The sequence below is a fragment of the Phenylobacterium sp. LH3H17 genome, assembly GCF_024298925.1.
Taxonomy (GTDB): domain Bacteria; phylum Pseudomonadota; class Alphaproteobacteria; order Caulobacterales; family Caulobacteraceae; genus Phenylobacterium.
In genome coordinates this window covers 536,341-560,593 of record NZ_CP101283.1, presented here as the reverse complement: position 1 = coordinate 560,593, position 24,253 = coordinate 536,341, and the positions used below count along the sequence as shown (strand labels likewise).

The window sequence follows — 24,253 nt, the reverse complement described above, 5'->3', positions numbered from 1 at the left end:
CGGGGCGACTTTAGGCGGCGGGGAGGTTGGCAGGCCAGAACAAAAGCGTCGCACACTGGCTCGGCCGCGCGGCGCCGGCGGGTTTGGGGATGGCAAGTCGCGCCGCATCGCTTAGGAAAAGTCGCATGAATATCCTCATCACCGGCGAGACCGGCGGATCGGCGCTCATGCGTCGCGCGGTCGCTCCATGACCCGCATCCTGCAGTTCGGAGCCAGCGGCCAGCTGGCGCGCGAGATGCTGGACCGCCAGGAGGGCTCCATCGAGGTGGTCGCCCTGTCCCGGGCCCAGGTCGACCTGACCGATCCCGCCGCCGTGGCGCGCGCGATCGAGACCGCGGGCGCGATCGATCTGGTGCTGAACGCCGCGGCCTATACGGCTGTCGACAAGGCCGAGAGCGAACCGGACCTGGCCTATGCGGTCAACGCCCGGGCGCCGGAAGCCATGGCGAAAGCCTGCCAGGCGCGGGGCCTGCCGCTGATCCAGATCTCCACCGACATGGTGTTCGATGGCGAGAAGGCCGGCGCCTATGTGGAGGACGATCCCACCAACCCCTTGCACGTCTACGGCGCGTCGAAGCTGGCGGGCGAACAGGCGGTGCTGGGCGGCTGCGATCGAGCGCTGGTGGCGCGTGTCTCCTGGCTGTTCTCGGCCTATGGCCAGAACTTCCTGCAGTGGTTCCTCAAGGCCTCGCAGGCCGGGACCCCGATGCGGCTGGTGGACGACCAGAAGGCCCGACCCACGGCCAGCGGCGACCTGGCGGCCTTCATCCTCTCCCAGGCGGACCGCCTGGCCCGGGCCCCGGCCGGCGCGCCGGAATGGGGTCTGCTGCACGTGGTCAATGACGGCGTGGCCAGCCGCTACGACATGGGCAAGACCATCTTCGCCATGGCCTTCCCGGACCGCGAGCCGCCGCCGATCGAAGCCGTGCCCACCAGCGCCTTCCCGACCCCCGCTAGGCGGGCGCTGAACTGCGTGCTTGGCTCCGGCCGGTTGCAGCGGGTGTTCGGGGTCCAGCTCCGCCCCTGGGAAGAGGCGATGGAGGACACCCTGGATCAGCTCGCGGCGCTCAAGGCGTGAGCCACCGGCCCTCAGCGCGAGAAATCCATGCCGGCGAGGCCGCGGCCGTGGGCATAACCGAGCCGGTCATCCGCGAGCTGGTGCACGCCTTCTATGGCCGGGTGCGGCAAGACCCGCGCCTGGGCCCGATCTTCGATCGCGAGATCGCCGACGGCTGGGACGTCCACCTCGCCAAGCTGTGCGACTTCTGGTCCTCGGTGATGCTGATGACCGGACGGTTCAAGGGCCAGCCCATGGCGGTCCATGCCGCCATCCCCGACCTGGAACCCGCCCACTTCGTCCGGTGGCTTGAGCTGTTCGACCAGACCCTGCGCGAGGTATGCACGCCGGAAGCCGCGGCGATGTTCGCGGCCAAGGCGCAGATGATCGGCCAAAGCCTCCAGCTCGGCATCGCCGCGCGGCGCGGCGAGCTTCCGCCGGTCACCTAGGCGAGCCGGCTCTTCGCCCGGCCGTAGAGCAGGTAGACCGCCACGCCGATGGCGTTCCACGCAAAGAAGAACAGCATCGTCTTCGCCGTCAGGCTGGAAAACAGGTAGACGCAGCCGACCAGGCCCAGCGGGCCGATCAGCCAGATCGCCGGGGTCTTGAAGAGCCGCTCCAGGGTGGGGGCTCGGCGGCGCAGGACCATGACCGCCAGGATGGTGGCGATGAAGGCCGCCAGGGTTCCGGCGTTGGCCAGGGCGGCGATCTGCGACAGCGGTAGGGCGCCGGCGATGATCGCGGCGATGACCCCCGTCAGGATGGTGACCGCCGAGGGGACGCCGCGCTTGTTCACCCTGGCCAGGCTGCGCGGCAGCAGGCCGTCGCGGGCCATGGCGAAGAACACCCGGCTCTGGCCGAACATGAACACCATGATGACCGTGGGCATGGCGATCACCGCGGCGCCGGCGATCAGCGAGGCGGCCACGGGCTGGTTCAGCTCGCGCAGGATGAAGGCCAGCGGCTCCTCGCTCTTGGAGAAGACGTCGTAGGGCGAGGCGCCCAGGGCGACGGCGGCGACGATCATGTAAATCAGGGTGCAGGCCACCATCGACCCGACGATGCCGATGGTCAGGTCGCGGCGCGGGTTCTTGGCCTCCTCCGCCGCCGTGGAGATGGCGTCGAAACCGTAGAAGGCGAAGAAGATGATCGCCGCGGCGCCCATCACCCCGAACTTCGTCCCGTCGACATCCTGGGCGCCGAAGCCGAACGGCGCGAAGGGGGTGAAGTGGCCAGCGTCGAAGCTGGGCAGGGTGAGGGCGACGAAGGCCGCCAGGGCCACCAGCTTCACGCAGACCAGGATGAAGTTGACCGTGGCGCTCTCGCGGGTGCCCACCAGCAGCAGGCTGGTGACCAGCAGGGCGATGAACACCGCCGGCAGGTTGACCAGGCCGCCGGCCTCCGGGCCCGAGAGCAGGTAGGCCGGCACGGGCCAGCCCGCCTGCTGGATCAGGCCCGACGCGTAGCCCGCCCAGCCCACCGCCACCGCGCTGCAGACCAGGGTGTATTCGAGGATCAGGCTCCAGCCGATCACCCAGGCGGCCATCTCGCCCAGGGTGACGTAGGAATATGTGTAGGCGCTGCCCGCCTGGGGCATGAGTGTGGCCATCTCGGCATAGCAAAGCGCCGCGCAGGCGCAGACCGCGCCGGCCACCGCGAAGGACAGGATCACCGCCGGCCCTGCCAGGCCCGCCGCCACGCCGGTCAGGGTATAGATGCCGGTGCCGATGATCGCGCCGATGCCCAGCGCCATCAGATGCGCCCACCCCAGCGTGGCCTTCAGCTTGTGGTCGCCTTCGTGATGCGGGGCCTCCATGGCTCTGCGGCGTGTGACGAAACTCATGAAGGAACCCCCGGTTTTGGCGCGGCGAGCATGGCCTTAATCGCGAAGCACATGAAGTGGGGTGATTCTTCGCCCCTGGGCGAATGACGTTAGCTGAAAATGCCCTTGGCGCCGGCCACCGCCTGCTCCAGCTTGGCGCCGCCCCAAACCTTGCTTGAAGGTGACCTCATGCGCCACGCGCTCGCCGTCCTCGCCCTGACCCTCGCCGCGAGCCCGGCCCTGGCCGACGACGCGGCCCTCAACCGGGTGGTCGCAGACTACGAGGCCTTCCGCCTGGCCGACGATCCCATCGAAGCCGCCAGCCAGGGCGACCGCGCCGCCCTCTCACGGCTGCCCGACGACAGCCCCAGGGCCGACGCGGCGCGCAAGACGGCGCTGGCGGGGTTCAAGACCCGCCTGGCGGCCATCGATCCCGGCGTGCTCTCGGGCGAGGCCAGGATCAACCGCGAATTCCTCACCTGGGCGGTCGAGCGCCGGCTGGCGAGCCTGGCCTTCGACGAGTCGCGGATGCCGTTCAATTCCGACGGCGGCTTCCACTGGACGATGGGCTATCTCGCCGCCTCCACGCCGATGCGCGGCCTGGCCGACGGCAGGGCCTGGATCGACCGGCTGAACGCCGTGCCGGCCTATTACGCCGTCGAGATCGACAACGCCCGGCGCGGCGCCAAGAGCGGCTTCACCCAGCCCGTCTCCACCACCGAGAAGGTGCTGGCCTTCGCCCGTGAACAGGCGGCGGCGCCGCTGGACACCGACCCGATGCTGGCGCCGCTCAAGGCCCTGCCCACCTCCGTCCCCCAAGCGCAACGCGACGCCTTGCTCGCTGAAGCCACGGCGGTCGTCCGCGACAAGATCCGTCCGGCCCAGGCCGGTTTCGTCGTGTTCCTGGAGAAGGAATACCTGCCCAGGAGCCGCAAGGCGTTGGGGGCCCGCGCGTTGCCGGACGGCGAGCGCTACTACACCTGGCTGGTGCAGGACCACACCACGACCAGTCTCACCCCCGACCAGATCCACCAGAACGGCCTGAACGAGGTGGCCCGCATCCGCCAGGAGATGGATGGCGTCATCGCCGAGACCGGCTTCAAGGGCAGCTTCCCGGAGTTCCAGGCCTTCCTGCGCACGGACCCGCGGTTCTACGCGACCTCACGCGAGGACCTGCTGGAAAAGGCGTCCGAAATCTCCAAGCGCATCGACGACAAGCTGCCCGCCTGGTTCGCCACCCTGCCCCGCCTGACCTACGGCGTGCGGCCGGTGCCCGCCGCCATCGAGGCGAACTACACCACCGGCCGCTATTTCCAGGGCAATCCCAGGCTGGGGATCGCCGGGGGCTACATGGTCAACACCTCCAGCCTGGACCAGCGCGGGCTCTATGAGCTGCCGGCCCTGACCCTGCACGAGGCGGTTCCCGGTCACCACCTGCAGATCGCGCTTGGCCAGGAGGCGCAGGACATTCCGACCTTCCGCCGCGAGGCCGGCGTCACCGCCTTCACCGAGGGCTGGGGCCTCTATGCCGAGAAACTGGGCGGGGAGATGGGCATCTACCGCGACGCCTATGAGCGGTTCGGACGGCTCAGCTACGAGATGTGGCGCGCCTGCCGGCTGGTGGCCGACACCGGCATCCATTGGAAGGGCTGGAGCCTGGAACAGGCCCGCAAATGCTTCGCGGAGAACTCGGCCCTGTCGCCGCTGAATATCGAGGTGGAGCTGGCCCGCTACGTCTCGTGGCCCGCCCAGGCGCTGGCCTACAAGACCGGCGAGATGAAGATCGTGTCCTTGCGCGAAAAGGCGAAAGCCGAGCTGGGCGAAAGGTTCGACATCCGCCGCTTCCACGACGCGGTGCTGCTGGCCGGGCCCCTGCCGCTGGACATGCTGGAGCGCCGGATCGACGCCTGGGTGGCGGTGGAGAAGGCGCGATAAGGCGGCCGTCATCCTCCGGTCAGCCGCAGGCTGATCCGGGGGATGAGAAACGTATGGAATCTACTTCCGCACCCAGTTCCCCGAGGCGTCCTGGTAGAATTCGCCGGGCTTCAGGCGTTCCTGCACCACGGTCTTGAAGGCCGAGGCGCCGGCGACTTCCACGGTGACGCCGTTCTTGGCGGCGGCCTGGGCGTAGACCTGGCGGCGGCCGGCGTTGATCTCGGCCACAGCGGCCTTGGTCGCCGCGTCTCCGGGCTTCACGAAGCCCAGATTGCCGTCGTTCTGCTCGCCAACGATTCCGGCGGCCTTGGCGGCGTCCACGACAGCCTTGGACGCGACGACATCGGCATAGGCCGAGCCCGCGCAGGTGATGCTTCCGACCGCCACGGCGACCGGCGCCAGCCATTGATTGAAGGTCATGGTCATTTCCTAGAACAGGTTCGGGTTCTGCTTGATCAGCGCCTTGACGTCGTCGTCGAGGCGCAGCCGGACATCGGCGTCCAGCTTGGCGTAGATGGTGATGGGCGCCACCTCCACCTTGATGGTGGCGCAGGCCCCCAGGAGTAAGACGCCGATCAGGGCGGCCGCGGCGGCTGGGGCTCTTATCATTCCGTCGTCTCCAATTTCGCGGCGAAGGTGGCGCTTCACGGCTGAACGGCTTGTGAACCGCGCAGCGACCGATAGTCGGCGAAGTCCTTCAAGAGCTGATCCAGGTTCAACGACGTGTCCAGCGTCAAGTCCACCTTGGTGCCCGAAGGCAGGGGCAAGGCCTTTTTGAGGAACCGCCGGGTGATCAGGTCGATGATCGACAGCCGGATCTCCTGCTTCTTCGGCGGGGCATGCTCGCCCTTCACATGCAGCAGGACGCCCAGGCGGCCGTTGGGCAGGCTGTTCACCTCAGCGTCCAGGGACTCGAAGGCCAGATGCTCCATGGCCTGGTAGGCGAATTCGCTGAAGGCGTTGATCTGGCCGGGGGCCGTCGCGGCATTGAGCGCGTCGGCCATCCCCTCGGCCGCGCCGGGCGGCGCGCCGGGCGCTTCGACCGTGGCCGCGCCGCCCTCCTCCGAGACGGGGATTAGGGCCTCGCGTCGGATGGACACCCGGCCGGGCTGGATCGCCGCCAGCTTCCCGTTCGAGACCCGCACCCCCTCCGGCGTCACCTCGAAGGGCACGCGGCCGCTCAGCCGGGCGTCGAGGTCGACGCGGTCGCCGAAGGGCGAGGCCTCGATCAGATCCGACACCTGCACCCCCTCGAAATTCACGACGCCCGTCCAGGTCGCGCCCGGCTTGAACGGCAGGGTGAAGGGCTCGAAGACCAGGGTCCCGCCGCCGACCGCCAGCCTGGCGCCCTCGACGGTCAGGGCCTCGCCCTCCAGCCCGAACCGCGCCTCCACGTCTGTCAGCGGGACCAGGGTGGCGACGCTTTCCGCCTTGAGGCTCTGGCCCGGCGCGGCGGTCAGCGGGATCAGGCTGTTGAACGCCACCTTACCGCTCAGGCCCGTCAGCGGTCCGAACGGGCTCACGAAATCCATCCGTTCGACGCTCAGGGTTCCGTGGCTCGACGAGGTGTCGGGCGTCCAGGCGATCTGGCCCTGGAACCGCGCGCGGCCCGTGGCGGGCGAGGCGACCATGGCGGCCATGGGCGAGAGACTGGCCGGTTGGAGCCCGCCGTCCTCGAAGGCCAGCACGCCCGTGTCGAAGTCGAGGCCGCCTTGGCCGTTGGCCGCGTGGCGAAGTTGGGCCTGACCGAGCCGGCGACCGGCGAGATCGGTGACCACGAATTCTCCGGTCCAACCGCCATCGGCCGCCGAGGCCTCGCCGGTGGCGCGCACCGGCTGGAACCTTGTCTCCGCCGCCGTGTCGTCCACCCGCGCGGCGGTGATCACGGCGCGGCCGGCCAGGGCCTCGCCCGCGCCGTGGAAGTCGAGGTCGCCCGCCGCCTCGGAGATCCTGGCCTCCAGGAACGGCGCGCGGGCGCCCAAGCCCTGGGCCCGTCCGCGCAGCCGCCAACCGCCCTTGGCCAAGGTGAGCATCGGCCCGCCCGCCGGACAGACCTTGGCGTCGATGGCCTCGATGTCGTTCTCGCCGAGTTCGAGTCGCTGAGCGGCGACCATCGCGCAGCGGCTGGCGACGAAGCTGGTCGAGCCGCTCGCCACCCGCAGTTCGCCTGCGGTATCGAGACTCCCTGCCTCGACAGGTCCAAAGCTTCCGCTGGCCTTGAGGGCGGTCGTGGCCACCAGGCCGTTCGAGATCAGACGGTAGCGCGGCACGAGCAGCTCGGCCTTGGGCAGGCCGCCGCCGTCGACATTCAGCCGGAACGCCCCCCGGCCGGCGGCGTAGAGCGGCCCGCCGTGGGCGGCCAGGATCGCCCTGCCGCCGGTTTCGGTGGTCATGGTCGCCGGGGCGCCCAGGGCGACCATGACCTCCTGGCCCTTGATCCGCAGGGAGACCTGGCTCGCCTCCATATGGAAGCCCCGCAGCGCCTTCTTCAGGGCGGCTGTCTGGGCCGGATCGTCGGTGCGGGGCGCTCCGAGGCCGGTCCAGGCTCCGTCAGTCGTTAGTCCGCCCTCAAGTTCCGCCTCGACGACGCCGCCTGCGAATCGCCCCGGCCCCTGGAACTTGGCCACGGCCTGGGAGAGTCGTGTCTCGCCGGAATCGATGGTCGCGGCCCTCGCCTCGGCGAACAGGTTGGCGGACACCGCCTCGCCGCCGGACCGGGTCCATTTGATCTCGTGGGCGTGCAGGTTGAGATCGAGGTCGCGCGCCTTGGCGGCGGAGACTTCCGCGGCCTTGGCGACCAATCGTGTTTCGGCGTCGCCGCGCAGGATCAGGGCCTCCAGGGGCCCTCGGACGCTGCCGCCGAACACCGCGTCGAGACGAGGGGCTTGCAGCTCCGTCCCGCCGGAGACGATCCGCCGTCCCGTCAGATCGATCCGGGCGCTCACCTCCCCGTCAGCGCGCCGGCGGTCGAGATCGGGATAGGGCGCGCGGAGCGAGACTTTGAGCTGGGCGTCGCTGGCCGACAGGCCGCCGACCTGGGCGCGCCTTAGGGGCAGGTTCAGCGCCACGTCGACCCGGCCACGGGTCGTGACCAGCTTCACCTGGCCGGGACCGCTCTGCAGGGACATGTTCCCGTCACGCAGGGCGGTGGCGCCGATCTTCGCATCCAGGGACATCAGCCGGCCGTCGGCGAGCTGGGCGTTGAGGCGGGCCTGGACGGGACCGTAGTCGGTGGCCAGCCGCAGGACGCCCTCGCGAACCCGGATCTCGGGCAGGCGCGCGTCGGGCCTAGGCGGACGCCGCGTGAGCTCTTCGATGACCGGATCGAGGGAGCCCAGGCTGAGCTTGCCGCCCTTGAAGTTAGCCTTGATCACCGGCCGGTGCAGGACCACCGAGGTGATCCGCACGCCAAACGGTTCGCCCGACCAGAAGCCGGTGAAGCCGTAGCGGACTTCGGCGAGCTCGGCGGTGACGTCGGCGTCACGCTCAGGCCCCAGCCGCAGGCGGGCCGCGAAGGCCCCCAGCTCGAAGTCGCGGAACTCCACCGAGGCCGGCACGCCGCGGGCCTCCAGCCAGCCGACCAGGGCCTCGCGCGCCAGGGCCCGGCGCGCGGCGTAGGCGGCGGCCAGGGCCAGGACGACCGCCACCACCAACACCCCGACAGCCCATCGCGCATAGGCCCGCGACGGGATTTTACGGGCCGGCGGAGATGGGGCGGTTTCGGTCAATCGGACGACGCTCAAAAGGGGATCGTCAGGTCATAACGCAAAACCGCCCAAAGCGTGGCCGTCAGAGACCGCCTGTCGTCGCCATGGCCACCCCGCCGTCCACCGCGATGGTCTCGCCAACCACGTAGTCGCCGGCCCGGCTGGCCAGGTAGATGGCGGCAGCGGCCATGTCGTCGTCGCGGCCGATGCGGCGCGAGGGAATGCGCTTGGCGATCTCGTCGCCCTGGTCGCGGGCCACCCGGTTCATCTCCGAGGCGAACGCGCCGGGCGCGATGCCGGTGACGTTGATGGAGTCCTTGATCAGCTCGGCGGCCATGCGGCGGGTCAGGTAGATCAGGCCCGACTTCGAGGCGTGGTAGGAATAGGTCTCCTGCGGATTGAGGCGGATGCCGTCGATCGAGCAGATGTTGATCACCTTGGCCGGCTGGTCGTGGCTGGCCGCGGCCTTCAGAGCCTTGTGCAGGGCCTGGGTCAGGAAGAAGGGCGACTTGAGGTTCAGGTTCAGCACCTTGTCCCAGCCGCTCTCCGGGAACTCATCGAAGGGCGCGCCCCAGGCGGCGCCGGCGTTGTTGACCAGGATGTCGAGCTTGGGCTCCAGGGCGGTGAAGCGCTTGGCGAGTGCCTGGCAGCCCTCCACCGTCGAGACGTCCTGCGGCAGCGAGATGCATTGGGCGCCGAGCTCGGCCGCTGTCTCGTCGCAGGCGCCGGGCTTGCGCGAGGAGATGTAGACCTTGGCGCCCTGGTCGATGAAGCCCTTGGCGATCATCTTGCCGATGCCGCGCGAGCCGCCGGTGACGAGGGCCACCCGGCCCTCCAGCGAAAACAGTCCCTGAGCCATGTGGCGCCTTCCCTAAGGTGATCGTTCCCACCGCTCATAGACCCGGGTTCGGGGCTCGCAAACCCAACGGATTTTTGACTCGCGCGCGCCAAGCGAGGCCTATAAACAGCCGTTTGAATCCGAGCGCGGCCAACTCTTACGAGCCGCCCCTTCCATCAGTCGAGGATGCGCCCCATGGCCGAGATCAATTCGGTGACCGACCTTTCGCTGGAAGGCGATGTCGCCGTCATCACGCTCAACTCCCCTCCCGTGAACGCCCTGTCGGCCAAGGTCCGCGAAGGCCTCTACGAAGGCTTCAAGGCGGCCGGCGCCAATGACGCGGCCAAGGCCATCGTGCTGATCTGCGAGGGCCGCACCTTCATCGCCGGCGCCGACATCACCGAATTCGGCGGCGCCATGGCCGGGCCCAGCCTGACCGACGTGCAGGACATGATGGAGAACTCGCCCAAGCCGGTGATCGCCGCCATCCACGGCACCGTCCTGGGCGGCGGCCTGGAAGTGGCACTTTGCGCCCACTATCGCGTGGCGGTCCCCTCGGCGAAGTTCGGCCTGCCGGAAGTGAACCTGGGCCTGCTGCCGGGCGCCGGCGGCACCCAGCGCCTGCCGCGCGTGGTCGGCCCCGAGCGCGCGCTTGAAATGATGACCTCCGGCCGCCACGTCCCGGCCAAGGAGGCCCTTGCCGGCGGCCTGGCCGACGAGCTGGTCGAAGAGGGCAAGCTCAAGGAGGGCGCCCTGGCCTTCGCGAAGAAAGTGCTGGCTGAGAATCGCCCGCTCACCCGCATCCGCGACCAGAACGACAAGGTCGAGGCCGCCCGTGGCAAGCCCGAAATCTTCGCCGAGTTCCGCAAGGCCAATGCGCGGAAGTTCCGCGGCTTCCTGGCGCCGGAATACAATATCCAGACCATCGAGGCGGCGGTGAACCTGCCCTTCGAGGAGGGGCTGAAGGTCGAGCGCAAGCTGTTCGGCGAGCTGATGAGCGGCCCGCAGTCGGCGGCCCAGCGCTACGCGTTCTTCGCCGAGCGCACGGCCAACAAGATCCCGGGCATCGCCGACGACACCCCGCTGATCCCCATCAAGAAGGTCGGGATCATCGGCGCCGGCACCATGGGCGGCGGCATCGCCATGAACTTCGCCAACGCCGGCATCCCGGTGGTGATCGTCGAGCAGAAGCAGGAGCCGCTGGACCGGGGTCTGGCCACCATCCGCAAGAACTACGAGCGCACCGCCTCGCGCGGCGGGATCACCGCCCAGCAGGTCGAGGACCGCTGCGCCCTGATCACCGGCTCACTGTCGATGGAGGACTCCTTCGGCGACGTCGACCTGGTGATCGAGGCGGTGTTCGAGCGCATGGACATCAAGAAGGACATCTTCGCCAAGCTGGACGCGATCTGTAAGCCCGGCGCGATCCTGGCCACCAACACCTCGGGCCTGAACATCGACGAGATCGCCTCGGTGACCAAGCGTCCCGAGAGCGTCATCGGCCTGCACTTCTTCTCCCCGGCCAATGTGATGAAGCTGCTGGAGATCGTCCGCGCCGATCACACCTCCGACAGCGTCATCGCCACCTCGATGAAGCTGGCCAAGCAGATCGGCAAGGTCGCGGTCCTGGTCGGCGTCTGCCCGGGCTTCGTCGGCAACCGTATCCTGGGCCAGCGGCAGCGCGAGGCTCAGAAGCTGGTCATGGAAGGCGCCATGCCCTGGGACGTCGACCGCGTGCTGTACGACTTCGGCTTCCCCATGGGCCCCTTCGCCATGAGCGACCTGGCCGGGCTCGACATCGGCTGGGTGAAGGAGAAGTCCAACGGCGAGAGCATCCGCGACGTGCTCTGCGAAGCCGATCGCCGCGGCCAGAAGACGGGCGCGGGCTATTACGACTACGACGAGAACCGCAACGCCAAGCCCAGCCCCTTCACCGAGAAGGTGATCAACGACTTCATCGTCAAGTCGGGCGCCAATCCGCGCAAGGTCAGCGACGAGGAGATCCTGGAACGCTGCATCTATCCGATGATCAACGAGGGCGTGAAGATCCTCGAAGAGGGCAAGGCCATCCGCGCCTCCGACATCGATGTAGTCTGGCAGAACGGCTACGGCTGGCCGGTCTATCGCGGCGGCCCCATGTGGTACGGCGATCAGATCGGCCCCGCCAAGGTGCTGGCCAAGATGCAGGAGTTCCAGGCGAAGATGGGCGACCAGTTCAAGCCCGCGCCGCTGCTGGAAAAACTCGTCGCCGACGGCAAGAAGTTCTCCGACCTCTAGGTTCCAGGAGCCCGCCCGCGCCCCGAGCGCCGGCGGGCTCTTTTTTGCCCGCCACCTCCCCCTACGTCAGGTTCGGGGTCGATCTTAAGCAACGAAACAGGACACCCCCTTCATGCGTGAAGCCGTTATCGTCTCCACAGCCCGCACCCCGATCGGCAAGGCCTATCGCGGCGCGTTCAACAACACCTCCGGCGCCGAACTCGGCGGCCACGTGATCGCCCAGGCGGTGGCCCGCGCCGGCGTCGATCCGGGCGAGATCGACGACGTGGTCATGGGCGCGGCCCTTCAGCAGGGCTCGACCGGCAACAACATCGCCCGCCAAGCCGCCCTGCGCGCCGGCCTGCCCAACACCGTCTCGGGCATGACCCTCGACCGCCAGTGTTCCTCGGGCCTGATGGGCATCGCCACGGCCGCCAAGTACATCATCAACGACGGAGCGACGGTGGCCGTCGGCGGCGGGCTTGAAAGCATCAGCCTGGTCCAGAACGACAAGATGAACCGCTACCGCACCAGCGATAAGTGGCTGAACGAGCACGTCCCGGAAATCCACACCTCGATGCTCGAGACCGCCGAGATCGTGGCCGAGCGCTACAATGTCAGCCGCGAAGCCCAGGACGAGTACGCCTACCAGTCCCAGCAGCGCACCGCCGCGGCCCAGTCCGCCGGCTATTTCAACGCCGAGATCGCGCCGCTGACCTCGATCATGATGGTGCAGAACAAGGAGACCGGTGAGTTCTCCGAAAAGGAAGTCCGCCTGACCCAGGACGAGGGCAACCGGCCCCAGACCACCCTCGCCGACCTGCAGAAGCTGGCCCCTGTGTTCAAGGGCGGCCAGTACGTCAAGGAAGGCCGGTTCATCACCGCCGGCAACGCCAGCCAGCTCTCCGACGGCGCCGCGGCCGTGGTGCTGATGGAGCGCAAGGAAGCCGAGCGTCGCGGCCTGACCCCGCTGGGCGCCTATCGCGGCATGGCCGTGGCCGGCTGCGGCCCGGAAGAAATGGGCATCGGCCCAGTGTTCGCGATCCCCAAGCTGCTGGAGCGCAACGGCCTGAAGATCGACGACATCGACATGTGGGAGTTGAACGAGGCCTTCGCCTCGCAATGCCTCTACTGCCGCGACGAGCTGGGAATCGACCCCGCCAAGTACAACGTCTCGGGCGGCGCCATCTCCATCGGCCACCCCTATGGCATGACGGGAGCCCGGGCGACGGGCCACATCCTGCACGAAGGCAAGCGTCGCGGCGCCAAGTACGGCGTCGTCACCATGTGCGTCGGCGGCGGCATGGGCGCCGCGGGCCTGTTCGAGATCTTCTAGGCGACACAGGCTTCAGAAGCCGAAACGCGGTAGGGCCGCCCCGATGGGGCGGCCCTTTTCGTTTGACCACTCGCCCGGCGAGGCTAGGCGGCGGGGCCCTATCCGGCCAGGATGACATCTGGCCCACCAGGGAGACGCGGCATGGACAAGTTCACGGGCGGCTGCCTGTGCGGCGACGTCCGGCTTGTGGCGTTGGGTCGCCCGGACCGGGTCGGCATCTGTCACTGCCTCGACTGCCGCAAGCATCATGGCGCCCTCTTCCACGCCGCGGCTGTGTTCCCTCAGGACGCCGTGAGGATGGAAGGCGAGACCCACGACTACCTCGGCCGCCACTTCTGTCCCCGCTGCGGCTCGTCCGTCTTCGCCCGCAGCGGTGACGAGATCGAAGTGCACCTTGGATCCCTGGATGCTCCCGACCAGCTCATCCCGACCTATGAGCTCTGGACCGTCCGCCGAGAATCCTGGCTGCCGCCGTTTCCGGTCGAGACACGCTACGAACGCGATCGAGACGCCCCACGCCCGTCCGACCTCACTCGACTCGTTCAAGATTGAACGAATCGTCGAAGGCCGACGTTGTCGCATTGGCCAAGTCATTCCCCTCACACGGGAAAATTCACGTTGCGGCGCAGCCACACCCCCAAAAGGGGGCGGTCCCGCCAGGCTTTACCGATCATTAACAAGCCTCAACAGGCCCGGAGTCCTGGGCTCTGTTCGCAAGTTTGTGCGGCAAGTGGGGTGTTCTATGCGTTTTAGGCTTGGTTTTGCTGCGGCAGCGTCGGTGCTGGCGCTTTCGGTTTCCGCGCCCGCGATGGCGACGACGCTCATCGAGGATTTCGAGGCCCCGTTCCCCGCGTGGGAATCGGGCTGGCTAGCGACCAATTCCAATCTTCAGAATTATTACGGCGCGGGCGGCGACCGGGGAAACAACCCCGACGGCCTCTGGATCGCGGACGGCCTGGGTAACGGCACGGACTCGGTGATCAGTTTCGACGCCGCGTTCGGCGCGACCCTGTCGAGCTTCGATATCGACATCGCCGCATACGCCACCCCCACGCTGCGGATCTGGGACCTGGCCGGGGCCACGCTCCTGTCCGTCGTGCTCCCCTACAATCCCGGCGCCTACAGCGACCCGGGCTCCTACAATCACTTCTCGGTCACCTCGACCAACGGCATCGGCGGCTTCTCGCTCATTGGCGACAGCGTCGAGGGCAATGTCAGCATCGACAATGTTCGGGTGAATCTGGAAGGCATGGGCAGCGCGGTCCCGGAGCCCGCGACCTGGGCCATGATGATCACTGGGTTCGGCCTGGCCGGCTCGGCCCTGCGCCGCCGCCGCGAGACCCGCGTCCTGGCCTGAGGCGAAGGGTCCACGGATCGATCGGGGGCCGTCCTGCGGGGCGGCCCTTTTTCGTTCGGCGCGAAATTCCGCTGGCCTGCCGTGGCGTACGGGGGGCCAATGTCCTGGCGAATTCCGCCCGCGAGGCGGTGCGACAAGGCGAGGATATTCCGATGGGCGAGGCCTGGATCATCGATACGGCGCGCACGCCGCGGGGCGTGGGCAAGGTGGACAAGGGCGGGCTGGCCAATGTCCACCCGCAGCGGATCCTCTCGACGGTGCTGAAGGCGCTGGCCGAGCGGAACGGCCTGAACACCGCCGACGTCGACGACGTCATCGCCGGCTGCGGCACCCAGAGCGGCAAGCAGGGCTCCTGCATCGCCCGGATGGCGGCGCTGGACGCCGGCTACTCGGTCGAGGCGCCCGGCATGAGCCTGGACCGCTTCTGCGGCTCGGGCCTGACGGCCGTGAACCTGGCGGCCATGGGCGTGATGTCCGGCGCCCAGGACCTGGTGATCGCCGGCGGCGTGGAGAGCATGTCCCACGGCTCGACCCTGAAGCGGCAGGCCGGCCCGACCCTCGACAGCCTGAACACCCATCTGCGCGCCATCCATCCGCAGCCCCACCAGGGCGTGTGCGGCGACGTGGTGGCGACCCTGGAGGGCTTCACCCGCGAAGACGTGGACAAGCTGGCGGTCGAGAGCCAGCGGCGCGCGGCCCATGCCCTGGCCAACGGCTATTTCTCCAAGAGCCTGATCCCGGTCTACAACGACGACGGATCGCTTGCCCTCGACAACGAGGAGTATCCGCGGCCCCAGACCACCCTCGAGGGCCTGGGCCAGCTCAAGGCCGCCTTCGCCGCCCTCTACGACATGCCGCTGGACGAGGAAGGCCTCTCCTTCCGCCGCCTGGTGGAGGCCACCTATCCCGACCTGAAGATCAACCACGTGCACCATGCCGGCAACTCGTCTGGCGTGGTGGACGGCGCGGGCGCGGTGGTCATCGCCTCGCCGGACTATGCCCGCGCGCATGGCCTGAAGCCGCGGGCGCGGATCGTCTCCATCGCCACGGCAGGCGACTCTCCGGAGCTGATGCTGAACGCCCCCGGTCCGGCGGCCCGCAAGGCGCTGCGCAAGGCCGGCATGTCGATGAAAGACATCCAGCTGGTGGAGATCAACGAAGCCTTCGCCGTGGTGCCGCTGAAGTTCATGCGCGACCTCGACGTCAACCCGGACATCGTCAACGTCAATGGCGGGGCCATCGCGCTCGGCCATCCGATCGGCGCAACCGGGGCCATGATCCTGGGCACTCTGCTTGACGAGATGGAACGCCGCGACTTGACCGTCGGCATGGCCACCCTCTGCGCCGCCGGCGGCATGGCTCCGGCCGCGATCATCGAGCGGATCTAGGTCAGACCCCGAACAGACCCTTCAGATACGGGTTCAGTAGCCGCCCCTCCGGATCAAGCCGGCGGCGGACCTCCAGGAAGTCCGTCCAGTTCGGATAGAGGGCGGCCAGGTCGGTCGCCTTCAGGCTGTGCAGCTTGCCCCAGTGCGGGCGGCCGCCGTGCTTGCGCAGGATCGGCTGGATCAGGCTGAACAGGAAGTCGTACTCGTCCTTGTAGTGACAATGGACAGCGATGGAGCCGCGCGGGCCACCCTGGAAGGGCGAGAGCCAGGCCTCGTCGGCGGCGATGCGGCGAACCTCGATGGGAAAGAAGACGTCGCGGCGGTGGGTCTCGATGGCGGCCACCACCTCCTTCAGCGCCGCCATGTGGGTGGCGACCGGCAGGTGGAACTCCATCTCGTTGAAGCGCACGGGCCGCTCGGTGGAAAGCAGCTTCCAGCCCTCGTCGATGGCCTCCTCCGGCTCGGCGGAGCCAAGCAGGGCCTTGGCCGCGGCCTTGCGCATCGGAGTGGAGAACCGCGTCAGATTGCGGAGTTGCTTCAGCACTTCGAGAAAGGCGTCGTCGGTGGAGGCCGCCCGCACGGTCGCGGCGGCGTCGGTCTCGTCATGGCTGATCCCGGCGGCTAGGTCGGTGAACGGCACGGCGTAGAACTCGAAATTGCGATGCTTGTCCCAGCGCGCCTCGGCCGCCTCAACCATGGCCTCGAGCGGTTCGATCCAGACGCGGCGGTGCAGGCGGCGGTTGGACGTGGTCGCGAGCCGTGCCTGGGTGATAACGCCCAAGGCGCCCAGCGAGACCTTGGCGGCCTGAAAGACGTCCGCGTTCTGATTGGCGTCGCAGTCCAGGACATCGCCCGAGACGGTGGCCAGGCGCAGGGCGGTGACGTCGCCGTGGATGGCCTTCAGCGCCTTCCCCGTGCCATGGGTGGCGGTGCCCAGGCAGCCGCCCAGGGACTGCTTGTTGATGTCGGGCAGGTTGGCCATGGCCCGGCCGCGCTCGGCCAGCGCGGGGCCCAGCGCGCCCAGCCGGGTCCCGGCCCAGACCACCGCCTCGTCGCCCTCCCAGCGCTCGACACCGGCGAGACCGTCGAGGGTCATCAGGCTGCCGGAGGTGGGCACGAGGGCGGTGAAGGAATGGCCGGCTCCGACGGCGCGCACGGGCCCGACAGCGGTCCTGAGCGCCTGGGCGACCTCGGCCTCCGACGTCGGGGCCAGGCGGGCGGCGGGATAGGCGTGCTCGATCCCCGACCAGTTGCGCCAGAGCAGGCGGTTGTCGGCGTCCAGACTGGGCGGGGACGGCGGCTCGGGTTTGTCGCGGGTCGCCAGGTAGGTTCCGCCCGCTCCCACGCCCACGACGCCGGCGGCCCCGGCGGCCAAGGCCGCGCGCCGCGAGATCACGACTTGCCCGCCATGAACCGGGTCAGGGCCTGGAAGTCGTCCGGGGTGCAGGCGGCGCATTGCCCGCCGGCCGGCATGGCCTTGAAGCCCTGGATCACGTGATCCCTCAGCACGTCCTCTCCCTGCTTCCAGCGCGGCGCCCAGGCCTTGGCGTCGTGGATGAGCGGCGCGCCCGATTGCGGATTGACGTGGCAGGCCTTGCACGAGCCCTCGTACAGGCCCGCCAGCCGGGCGTCAGTCGGGGCGAGGCTCGCCGGGTCGGCCGGCGGCCCTTCCTTCGCCCCGCAGGCGCAGAGGATCAAACCCGCGAGCGCGAGCAGCGCAAGATGCTTCAAAGAGTCCCTCCCGCAGCGTTCGCCGTCCGGCCTAGCTTAGCCTTGAGTCCCCGGCGAAGTCTCGCTGCGGAGCCCTAGCTCGGGTCGTACTTGAAGCTGACGCTGAGTTTGGTGCGGAAGGACTCTATCTTCCCGTCGGCCCCCAGGGTGATATCGAGCTTGGTCACCTCCGCGACCCGAAGCTCGCGCAATGACCCCGCCGCCGCGGCCAGGGCCTGCTTGGCCGCATCCTCCCAGCCGGTTTCGCTCGTGCCGATGATCTCGGTGACACGGTAGACGCTCATAGGCTTCTCCCTTCGCATCCCCCGACCGTCATTGAGCGCCGCAATCGACGCCACGGCAAGCGGCTCAGCCCAGCCGGTTGACCGCCTCCACCACGGCGCCGGTCTTCTCCAGGATCACCATGTGGCCGGCCTCGGGGATCGAGACCAGCTCGGCGCCGGCGATCCCCTTCTTGAAGCCGTGGGCGTAGAAGGGGGGCACGAGGCGGTCGCTGTCGCCCCAGACGACGACAGTCCTGGCCTTGATCCGGTAGAGCCGCTGGGCCAGGCCCCGCTCCGGGATCGGGAACAGGATGCGGCCGGCCATGCCGAGCTGGCGCGCATTGGTCACCAGATAGGTCTGCAGGAAGTTGGGGTCCTCGACATTGCGCCCGGCGGTCAGCATGGCGGCGCCGGCCTCCGCGTCATGGAACAGCATCTGCGGCATCTCGTAGGGCATCAGCGAGAAGAGATCCGCGACGGGATGGTCGTCGTCCCACAGCCCCGCCGGACAAATCAGGGCCAGGCGCGAGACGTCGTGGGGCGCGAGGGCGGCCATTTCCGCGGCGATCATGCCGCCCATGGAGTGGCCGACCAGGATCGGATCCTTCAGGCCAAGCGCCTCGACCACGTCCCAGCCGTGCAGGGTGAAATCCAGCATGTCGCGGATCTCGGGGCATTCCTCACTGTCGCCATAGCCCGGGACCAGCGGCGCATAGACGTGGTGCGTCTGGGCCAGGGCGTTCAGGAACGGATCCTCGGCCGTTACGCCGCCCGCGCCATGCAGAAACACCAGGTCGGGGCCCGAGCCGCCTTCCAGGTAGCGAACGGGCACGTGCCGGGTCTGGACGGTCTTCAGTTCCATGTTCGTCGTCCCCTCAAGCGTAGGTCTTGGCGAGGTCGGCGCCGGTGGGCGCCTCCTTCGGCAGGCGGCCGGCGGTCACCCGCTTGTCGAGGGGACTGGTCCAGAAGCGGTTGTCGTCGTCCCAGTCGGGGAACATGTTCCGCAGCTTGGGCATCACCTTCTCGGCGAACAGCTTGGTGGAATACATGCACTTGTCGGCCGGCATGTTCCCCACATGCATCAGGCAGAAGATGTTGCCGACGTTGAGGCCCTTGATCAGGTCTTCCATCCGCTGGCGGACGGTCTCGGGAGAGCCGGCGATCACGTGGCCCTGCTCGGTCAGCTCCTTCCAGGTGAGCTGGGTGTAGCCGCCGCGCGGCGGCGCGTACTGGCTGAGGGCGCCGGTCTGGATGGTCTTGATGGTCCGGTAGCCCGGCGCGTCGGCGAAGCCCGGATAGACGTGCAGGCAGCGATTGTAGAAGTAGCTGACGTGCTCGGAATAGAGACGCTCGGCCTCCTCGTCGGTGTCGGCCACCAGGATGGTCTGGGCGAAGCCGGCCCGGTAGGGGCTCTTGTCCACCCCCCGCTCCTCGACCCGTTTCCAGTACCCGCTCATCAGGGCCTGGGCGCGCAGGTAGCCCGAGAAGCTGAGGTAGGAATAGGAATAGGTGTTGTCGATGCAGAAGTCGTAGGTCTCCACCGAGCCGCCGCCGGGGATGTGGACCGGCGGATGCGGCTTGTCCTGGATCGGGCGCGGCCAGATGTTCACGTGCCGCAGCTTGTTGTAGCGGCCGTTCCAGGCGAAGGGCTCGCGCGTGGTCCAGGCCTTGATGATCAGGTCGTGGGCTTCCTGGTACTTCTCCCGCGTCAGGGACGGGATCTGGCCGTAGCAATAGTTGGTGTCCATCGAGGTCCCCACCGGGAACCCGGCCACCAGCCGCCCGCCGGAGATGCAGTCCAGCATGGCGAACTCCTCGGCCACGCGGATCGGCGGATTGTAGAGGGCGATGGAGTTGCCAAGGACCACGATGGCCGCGTCCTTGGTGCGGCGCGCCAGCCCCGCGGCGATGATGTTGGGGCTGGGCATGATGCCGTAGCCGTTCTGGTGGTGCTCGTTCACCCCGACGCCGTCGAACCCGAGCGTGTCGGCGTACTCAAGGAGGTCCATGTAGGTGTTGTAGACCTCATGGCTCTTGGCCGGGTCGAACAGCTTCTGGTCGATATCGACCCAGACCGAGCGGTTCTTCTCCCGGAAGTCGTCCGGCAGATACGGCCACGGCATCAGGTTGAACCAGGTGAACTTCATGGGTCGCTCCTCCACGCCGCCTCTGTCGGGCGATCATGTGAACAACGATAACCAAAATGTCCGGGACGCCAAGCGACTTCGGGCGATAAGCAGACGCCGCCTCGCGGAAGAAAAACTGATCGCCGACAGGCTTCCAATAAGTTCGCTTTAGGATATATTGCGAACCATTCTCAATTGGATGCCCGCCATGCACGCCGCCAAGAAAACCCTGAGCTACAGCCTGATGCACATGACGGTGGCGATCGGGGTGGCGTTCGCCCTGACACGGGACTGGCGCGCGGCCCTGGCCATAGGCCTGATCGAACCCATCTTCCAGACGCTCGCCTTCGCGGTGCATGAGAGGGTCTGGGAGCGGATCGGCCGCCGAACCGACGCGGCGCGTTCCGCGACCGCCTGACAGCCAAGGAGATTGAAGACATGACCAACGCCGGACCCAATCCCGCCGCCCGCAAGGCCGCCGCCGACGGCCTTGCCAGGCTGCTGGCCGATTCCTACGCGGTCTATCTGAAGACCCATGGTTACCACTGGAATGTCCGGGGCTCGAACTTCGCCCAGCTCCACACCCTGTTCATGGACCAGTACACCGAGATGTGGACGGCCATCGACGAGGTCGCGGAGCGCATCCGCGCGCTGGGCGAGCTCGCTCCGCAGGGCTACGTGTCGTTCGGCAAGCTGTCGGCGATCAAGGACGGCGATCCGACCAACAAGGCCGAGGGGATGGTCAAGGACCTGATCTCCAGCCACGAGACCCTGATCGGCACGCTTTACGCGACCTTGCCCGCGGCCCAGGAGGCCGGCGACGAGGTCACCGCGGGTCTTCTCACCGACCGGCTGACCGCGCACGAGAAGCACGCCTGGATGCTGCGCGCGACCCTCGACATCTAGGCCCAAGCGACGCCCAGCCGCCGCGGACCGGGGAGGTTCTTTGGCGGCTGGACTCGCAGGCAACGACACCTGACGGCGCCGCATGCGGCGAGGACAGGCCTCGCCGACTACGCCTGGAGACTGGCGCCGCCCGCGACGCGGCGCATGATCCATCCGGACTATGGCGGAGGCTGGAACGGGAAAGGGCGCCGCGGTCTCCCGCGACGCCCTTGGAACCCAGGTTTGGAAACCCTTAGAAGCGGTACTGGAACTCCATGCCGAACGTGCGCGGGAAGTTCAGCTTCACCGTGCGGCGGAAGGTGTTGGCCGCGGTGACGGACGAGGTCGTCGAGCTCTGATAGGCCGTCTCGTCGAAGGCGTTCTTCACATAGCCGATGATCGTGAAGCGGCTGTCGCCGTCCTTCCACAGCGCGCGGAAGTCGACAATCTCGTTCGACGGCGCAGTGGAGTTGGGCTGGCTGAAGACGGTGGTCTGCATATCGTCAGTATAGGTGTAGGTGCCGCCCAGGGTCAGGCTCCCGGCCGCGAAGTCAAAGGTGTAGTTGGCGCCGAGGTTCAGCTTGTGCTCGGACGTCATGGGCAGGCGATTGCCGACCAGGGTTTGCGGCTGGCTGCCATTGGGCAGGGCCGCGCCGATCGGCTTGGCCCCGGGCTGCAGGGCCCGTGGGTCGTTGGCGTCGACGAAGCAGCAGCCTTTCTCGATCTCGGCGTTGAGGTAGGAGTAGCTGCCGAAGATCGACAGGTTGTCGAGCGGGGCCCACTGGGTCTCGAGCTCGAAACCGTAGTTGCGGGCGTCGAGGTTCAGGAACTGCGAGCCGGTGGAGCCGGTGGTCGCGTTGAGCACCACGGTGAGCGGCGCCTGGAAGCCCTTGTAGTCGGCGTAGAACACCGCCGCATTGACCTGGAAGCGGCCGCCGAAGGTCTTCTTCAGGCCGAGCTCATAGTTGTCGACATATTCAGGGTCGGCGTAGGGGAACGGCGTCAGACCGTTGGAAGCCAGCCAACCGCCCGACTTGTAGCCGCGGCTATAGCGGGCGTAGGCGTTGGTGTCATCGTCAGGCTGCCACTGCAGGCCCAGGGTCCCGGTCCAGGCGTCGTAGTCGGCCGCCAGGTTGCGAACCAGGCCGCCGTTCGGGTCCTGCCGCAGATTGGAATACAGCGGATTGGCCGCGCAGGTGGCGATGGTTGGGCCGCCGCAGACCACGAAGGTGGTGAAGTCGACGGCCATGCCCTGGGCGGCGGTCAGCGGAATGCCGACCGAGCGCAGGATGGTCGTGGTGGTGTTGGTCCGCGACACGTAACGGGCGAAGTCGGTGCCGGTCTTCTCATCCTTGGTCCAGCGCAGGCCGGCGGTCAGGGTGAGGGTGTCGGTGAACGCGTAGTCGATCTGGCCGAAGGCGGCGAACGAGTCGACCTCGAGGCTCCCGTCCACCAGCAGGAAGTTGCCGTTGGGGTTCGGGGCCGCCAGGCCGCCGGTGGCCAGGTTGATCGGCGACAACATCGACGGATCGCCCAGCACGCGCAGGCCCTGCGGCTGCGAATAGACCTGGTGGTACTGGAAGGCGCCGACGATCCATTGCAGCGGGTCATCGGTGTTGGACGAGATGTTGATCTCGTTCGACCACCACTTTTGCTTCTCCTGATAGAAGAAGCGCTCGTTGGGCGAGACGCCGGTGGCGGTGTAGGCGCCGAACGGGGTCGCCGCGTTGACGCTGAAGTTGCCGGAGCGCGAGGAGCGGTCCTCGTCGCCGTTGGTGTTGTAGACATAGGCCTGGTACCCGGCGAGGTACTTCACGCTGATGTCGCCGAGGTCCCAGGTCAGGTCGAAGTGCAGACGGTTGTGGTTGGAGAGCTTGCCCTCCATCGTCTGGTTGGTGTCGATCTTGAACGGGTCGGACCCGGTGATGTTCGCCGTGCCGTAGCCAAGCGTCGGGTTGTAGTAGAGCGCCGCGTTGCCCAGGCCCGTGACGGACACGGTGTCGTAGGGCGTGATGACCGCCTCGTGGACGTTGCCGACCCCGTAGCTGTCGTCCCAGTCGAACTTCGTATAGCGCAGGCGCGCGGTGATGTTCTCGCCGAGATCGGCCTCGATCTGGGCCTCGACCACGTAGCGCTTCACGGCGCTGGTGTCGCCGGCCGGGCCGACGTTGTCGATGAAGCCCTTCTCGCGCCGCTCCAGCGAACCGCCGAGCAGGAAGCGCAGGCCCTCGGTGACGGGTCCGGTCACCAGGGCGTCGGTGCGCCAGGTTCCGTAGTTGCCGACCGCCGCGCGGACCTCGCCGTTGAACTCGTCGCTCGGCCGCTTGCCGATGATGTTGAGCGCGCCGCCGATGGAGTTGCGGCCGTAGAGGGTGCCCTGCGGGCCCCGCAGGATCTCTGTCCGCTCGATGAACAGCGACGGCGTCGAGCTATCGGCCATCGAGTTGGAGAAGATGCCGTCCGAATAGAGCGCCACCGAGGGGTCGGTGCCGATCGCGTTGGTCAGGCGCCCGAAGCCGCGGATCGAGAGGCGGTCATTGTTGGTGTAGGCGACGCTGGGCGTGACCCGCGCCAGGTCCTCGACGGTGGCGACCCCGAGCAGGTCGCGTTTTTCACTGGTGTAGGCGGTGACGGCCACCGGCACGTCCTGCAGGCTCTGTTCCCGCTTTTCGGCGGTGATCACCAGCTCTTCGATGGTGAAGGCCGTGTCCTGAGCCATGGCCGGTGCGGCCGCGGCGGTAAGTGCGGCGACAGACGCGCCCATGACGAAAAGACTGCGAAGACGCAGGGGTTGATGCAGCAATGTTACCTCCCAGCCAGACGCGGGCGTTATGCCGCCCGTCGCGAGTGCTTAATGGATTGACGCTGGAGGTCTCGAACGGCGTTCGAATAGGGGGAAATACGTCGCGCCCCGTTTTCCTCTGTGGGGTGTGTCTTTCATCACGCGCGGGCGATGAGCGCCGTCAGCCCCCGCACGGCGGACTGCACCGCCTCGTCGCCCTGCTCGCCGCCGTCCGCGCCGCGGGCCAGGCCGACGGCGGCGATACCGCGCCCCCAGGCCCAGATCGCCTCGGCCATGTCGTGGGCGATGGCCTCCGGATAAAGGCCCTGGAAGTCGGCCATGATCGCGCTGCGGGACACCGCGATGGCCTCGGCCTCGGCCTCGGCGACGTCGGTCCGGCCGGAGTCGCGCGCCTCGTACATCAGTTCGTAGAGCTCGCGCTTCTCGCGCAGGAAGGCGAGATAGGCGCCGCCCGTGGTGCGCAGGCCCCCGCCCGCTGGATCGGCCGCATAGGCCTCGTGCATGGCCAGGGCCAGTTGCCGGAAGCCGTCGACCGCCAGGCCGGCCAGCAGCGCGGCCTTGTCGACGTAATGATAGTAGACCGTGCCTGGCGCGACCCCGGCCCGCTCGGCGATGGCGCGCAGGCTGAGCGCGGCCCGGCCGCTCTCGGCCAGGATATCGCGCGCCGCCGCCAGCAGCTGCCCGCGCACATTGCCGACATGGTAATTGCGCCGCCGGGCGAGCCTCGCCGGGGTCATGCCATCGAACCG

At 68.1% G+C, this 24,253-nt stretch carries 21 protein-coding genes and 1 pseudogene; 10 read left to right on the top strand and 12 right to left on the bottom strand.

All coding sequences use genetic code 11. From position 1 onward, the window contains the following. Positions 1-187 precede the first annotated feature (187 nt). Positions 188-1,078 (top strand): dTDP-4-dehydrorhamnose reductase, encoded by an 891-nt coding sequence (gene rfbD / locus M9M90_RS02785; RefSeq protein ID WP_254835642.1) that lies wholly within the window; start codon positions 188-190, stop codon positions 1,076-1,078. Beyond that, positions 1,075-1,506, top strand: coding sequence for a group III truncated hemoglobin (locus tag M9M90_RS02780; protein ID WP_254835641.1), 432 nt, complete (start codon positions 1,075-1,077; stop codon positions 1,504-1,506). Before rfbD ends, M9M90_RS02780 begins: the two co-directional genes overlap by 4 nt. Here the strand turns inward: M9M90_RS02780 and M9M90_RS02775 are convergent. After that, a complete protein-coding gene (locus tag M9M90_RS02775; RefSeq protein WP_254835640.1) occupies positions 1,503-2,900 on the bottom strand; it encodes an amino acid permease in 1,398 nt (465 codons plus the stop codon). The two genes, M9M90_RS02780 and M9M90_RS02775, sit on opposite strands and share 4 nt — an antisense overlap. A gap of 168 nt (positions 2,901-3,068) precedes the next feature. Here M9M90_RS02775 and M9M90_RS02770 point away from each other — a divergent pair, with 168 nt between their 5' ends. Beyond that, positions 3,069-4,814 carry a DUF885 family protein gene (locus M9M90_RS02770; protein ID WP_254835639.1) on the top strand — a complete coding sequence of 582 codons (1,746 nt, stop codon included), beginning with the start codon at positions 3,069-3,071 and terminating at the stop codon, positions 4,812-4,814. A 60-nt stretch (positions 4,815-4,874) separates the two neighbouring features. Here the strand turns inward: M9M90_RS02770 and M9M90_RS02765 are convergent, their stop codons facing one another. The 4 genes from M9M90_RS02765 to M9M90_RS02750 form a co-directional block, all read right to left on the bottom strand. Continuing rightward, positions 4,875-5,234: a YdbL family protein gene (locus tag M9M90_RS02765; RefSeq protein ID WP_254835638.1), complete on the bottom strand. Its 360-nt coding sequence runs from the start codon at positions 5,232-5,234 to the stop codon at positions 4,875-4,877. 9 nt (positions 5,235-5,243) lie between these two features. Further along, entirely contained in the window at positions 5,244-5,423 is a 180-nt protein-coding gene (locus M9M90_RS02760) for a YnbE family lipoprotein (protein WP_254835637.1), read from the bottom strand. Positions 5,424-5,458: 35 nt separating this feature from the next. Beyond that, positions 5,459-8,542 (bottom strand): YdbH domain-containing protein, encoded by a 3,084-nt coding sequence (locus M9M90_RS02755; RefSeq protein ID WP_254835636.1) that lies wholly within the window; start codon positions 8,540-8,542, stop codon positions 5,459-5,461. 61 nt (positions 8,543-8,603) lie between these two features. Further along, positions 8,604-9,380 carry an SDR family oxidoreductase gene (locus M9M90_RS02750; RefSeq protein WP_254835635.1) on the bottom strand — a complete coding sequence of 259 codons (777 nt, stop codon included), beginning with the start codon at positions 9,378-9,380 and terminating at the stop codon, positions 8,604-8,606. A 174-nt stretch (positions 9,381-9,554) separates the two neighbouring features. Between M9M90_RS02750 and M9M90_RS02745 the strand changes: the two genes are divergently transcribed. The 5 genes and pseudogenes from M9M90_RS02745 (at position 9,555) to M9M90_RS02725 (ending at position 15,696) form a co-directional block, all read left to right on the top strand. Beyond that, entirely contained in the window at positions 9,555-11,636 is a 2,082-nt protein-coding gene (locus tag M9M90_RS02745) for a 3-hydroxyacyl-CoA dehydrogenase NAD-binding domain-containing protein (RefSeq protein ID WP_254835634.1), read from the top strand. Positions 11,637-11,748: 112 nt separating this feature from the next. Next, positions 11,749-12,951 (top strand): acetyl-CoA C-acyltransferase, encoded by a 1,203-nt coding sequence (locus M9M90_RS02740; protein WP_254835633.1) that lies wholly within the window; start codon positions 11,749-11,751, stop codon positions 12,949-12,951. A gap of 141 nt (positions 12,952-13,092) precedes the next feature. Then, the gene (locus M9M90_RS02735) at positions 13,093-13,503 is read left to right on the top strand and encodes a GFA family protein (RefSeq protein WP_254835632.1); all 411 of its coding nucleotides are present in this window, start codon (positions 13,093-13,095) and stop codon (positions 13,501-13,503) included. A 664-nt stretch (positions 13,504-14,167) separates the two neighbouring features. Next, positions 14,168-14,308, top strand: a pseudogene (locus tag M9M90_RS21245) (PEPxxWA-CTERM sorting domain-containing protein); the annotation flags it as partial. Positions 14,309-14,460: 152 nt separating this feature from the next. Further along, positions 14,461-15,696 carry an acetyl-CoA C-acetyltransferase gene (locus M9M90_RS02725; protein ID WP_254835630.1) on the top strand — a complete coding sequence of 412 codons (1,236 nt, stop codon included), beginning with the start codon at positions 14,461-14,463 and terminating at the stop codon, positions 15,694-15,696. A 1-nt stretch (position 15,697) separates the two neighbouring features. Here M9M90_RS02725 and M9M90_RS02720 read toward each other — a convergent pair whose 3' ends face one another. The 5 genes from M9M90_RS02720 to M9M90_RS02700 all read right to left on the bottom strand — a co-directional run bounded on the left by M9M90_RS02720 (position 15,698) and on the right by M9M90_RS02700 (position 19,837). Then, a complete protein-coding gene (locus M9M90_RS02720) occupies positions 15,698-17,092 on the bottom strand; it encodes a D-arabinono-1,4-lactone oxidase (RefSeq protein ID WP_254835629.1) in 1,395 nt (464 codons plus the stop codon). Next, the gene (locus tag M9M90_RS02715) at positions 17,089-17,427 is read right to left on the bottom strand and encodes a cytochrome c5 family protein (protein WP_254835628.1); all 339 of its coding nucleotides are present in this window, start codon (positions 17,425-17,427) and stop codon (positions 17,089-17,091) included. The genes M9M90_RS02720 and M9M90_RS02715 overlap by 4 nt, the downstream gene beginning before the upstream one ends. Before the next feature lie 74 nt (positions 17,428-17,501). Further along, positions 17,502-17,711 carry a dodecin family protein gene (locus tag M9M90_RS02710; protein ID WP_254835627.1) on the bottom strand — a complete coding sequence of 70 codons (210 nt, stop codon included), beginning with the start codon at positions 17,709-17,711 and terminating at the stop codon, positions 17,502-17,504. Between the two features lie 64 nt (positions 17,712-17,775). Then, a complete protein-coding gene (locus tag M9M90_RS02705) occupies positions 17,776-18,552 on the bottom strand; it encodes an alpha/beta fold hydrolase (RefSeq protein WP_254835626.1) in 777 nt (258 codons plus the stop codon). A gap of 13 nt (positions 18,553-18,565) precedes the next feature. Continuing rightward, complete coding sequence (locus M9M90_RS02700; RefSeq protein ID WP_254835625.1) at positions 18,566-19,837, bottom strand: LLM class flavin-dependent oxidoreductase; 1,272 nt, start codon at positions 19,835-19,837, stop codon at positions 18,566-18,568. A 187-nt stretch (positions 19,838-20,024) separates the two neighbouring features. Here M9M90_RS02700 and M9M90_RS02695 point away from each other — a divergent pair, with 187 nt between their 5' ends. Further along, positions 20,025-20,234 (top strand): DUF2061 domain-containing protein, encoded by a 210-nt coding sequence (locus tag M9M90_RS02695; RefSeq protein ID WP_254835624.1) that lies wholly within the window; start codon positions 20,025-20,027, stop codon positions 20,232-20,234. A gap of 20 nt (positions 20,235-20,254) precedes the next feature. Then, on the top strand, positions 20,255-20,722 hold the full coding sequence (locus M9M90_RS02690) for a Dps family protein (protein ID WP_254835623.1): 468 nt from the start codon (positions 20,255-20,257) through the stop codon (positions 20,720-20,722). Positions 20,723-20,954: 232 nt separating this feature from the next. On the opposite strand, the gene M9M90_RS02685 is transcribed toward M9M90_RS02690, so the two are convergent. Both M9M90_RS02685 and M9M90_RS02680 read right to left on the bottom strand, forming a co-directional pair. Next, positions 20,955-23,504, bottom strand: a complete 2,550-nt coding sequence (locus M9M90_RS02685) for a TonB-dependent receptor (RefSeq protein WP_254835622.1) — start codon at positions 23,502-23,504, stop codon at positions 20,955-20,957. Between the two features lie 137 nt (positions 23,505-23,641). After that, on the bottom strand, positions 23,642-24,241 hold the full coding sequence (locus M9M90_RS02680; RefSeq protein ID WP_254835621.1) for a TetR/AcrR family transcriptional regulator: 600 nt from the start codon (positions 24,239-24,241) through the stop codon (positions 23,642-23,644). Between the last annotated feature and the right edge of the window lie 12 nt (positions 24,242-24,253).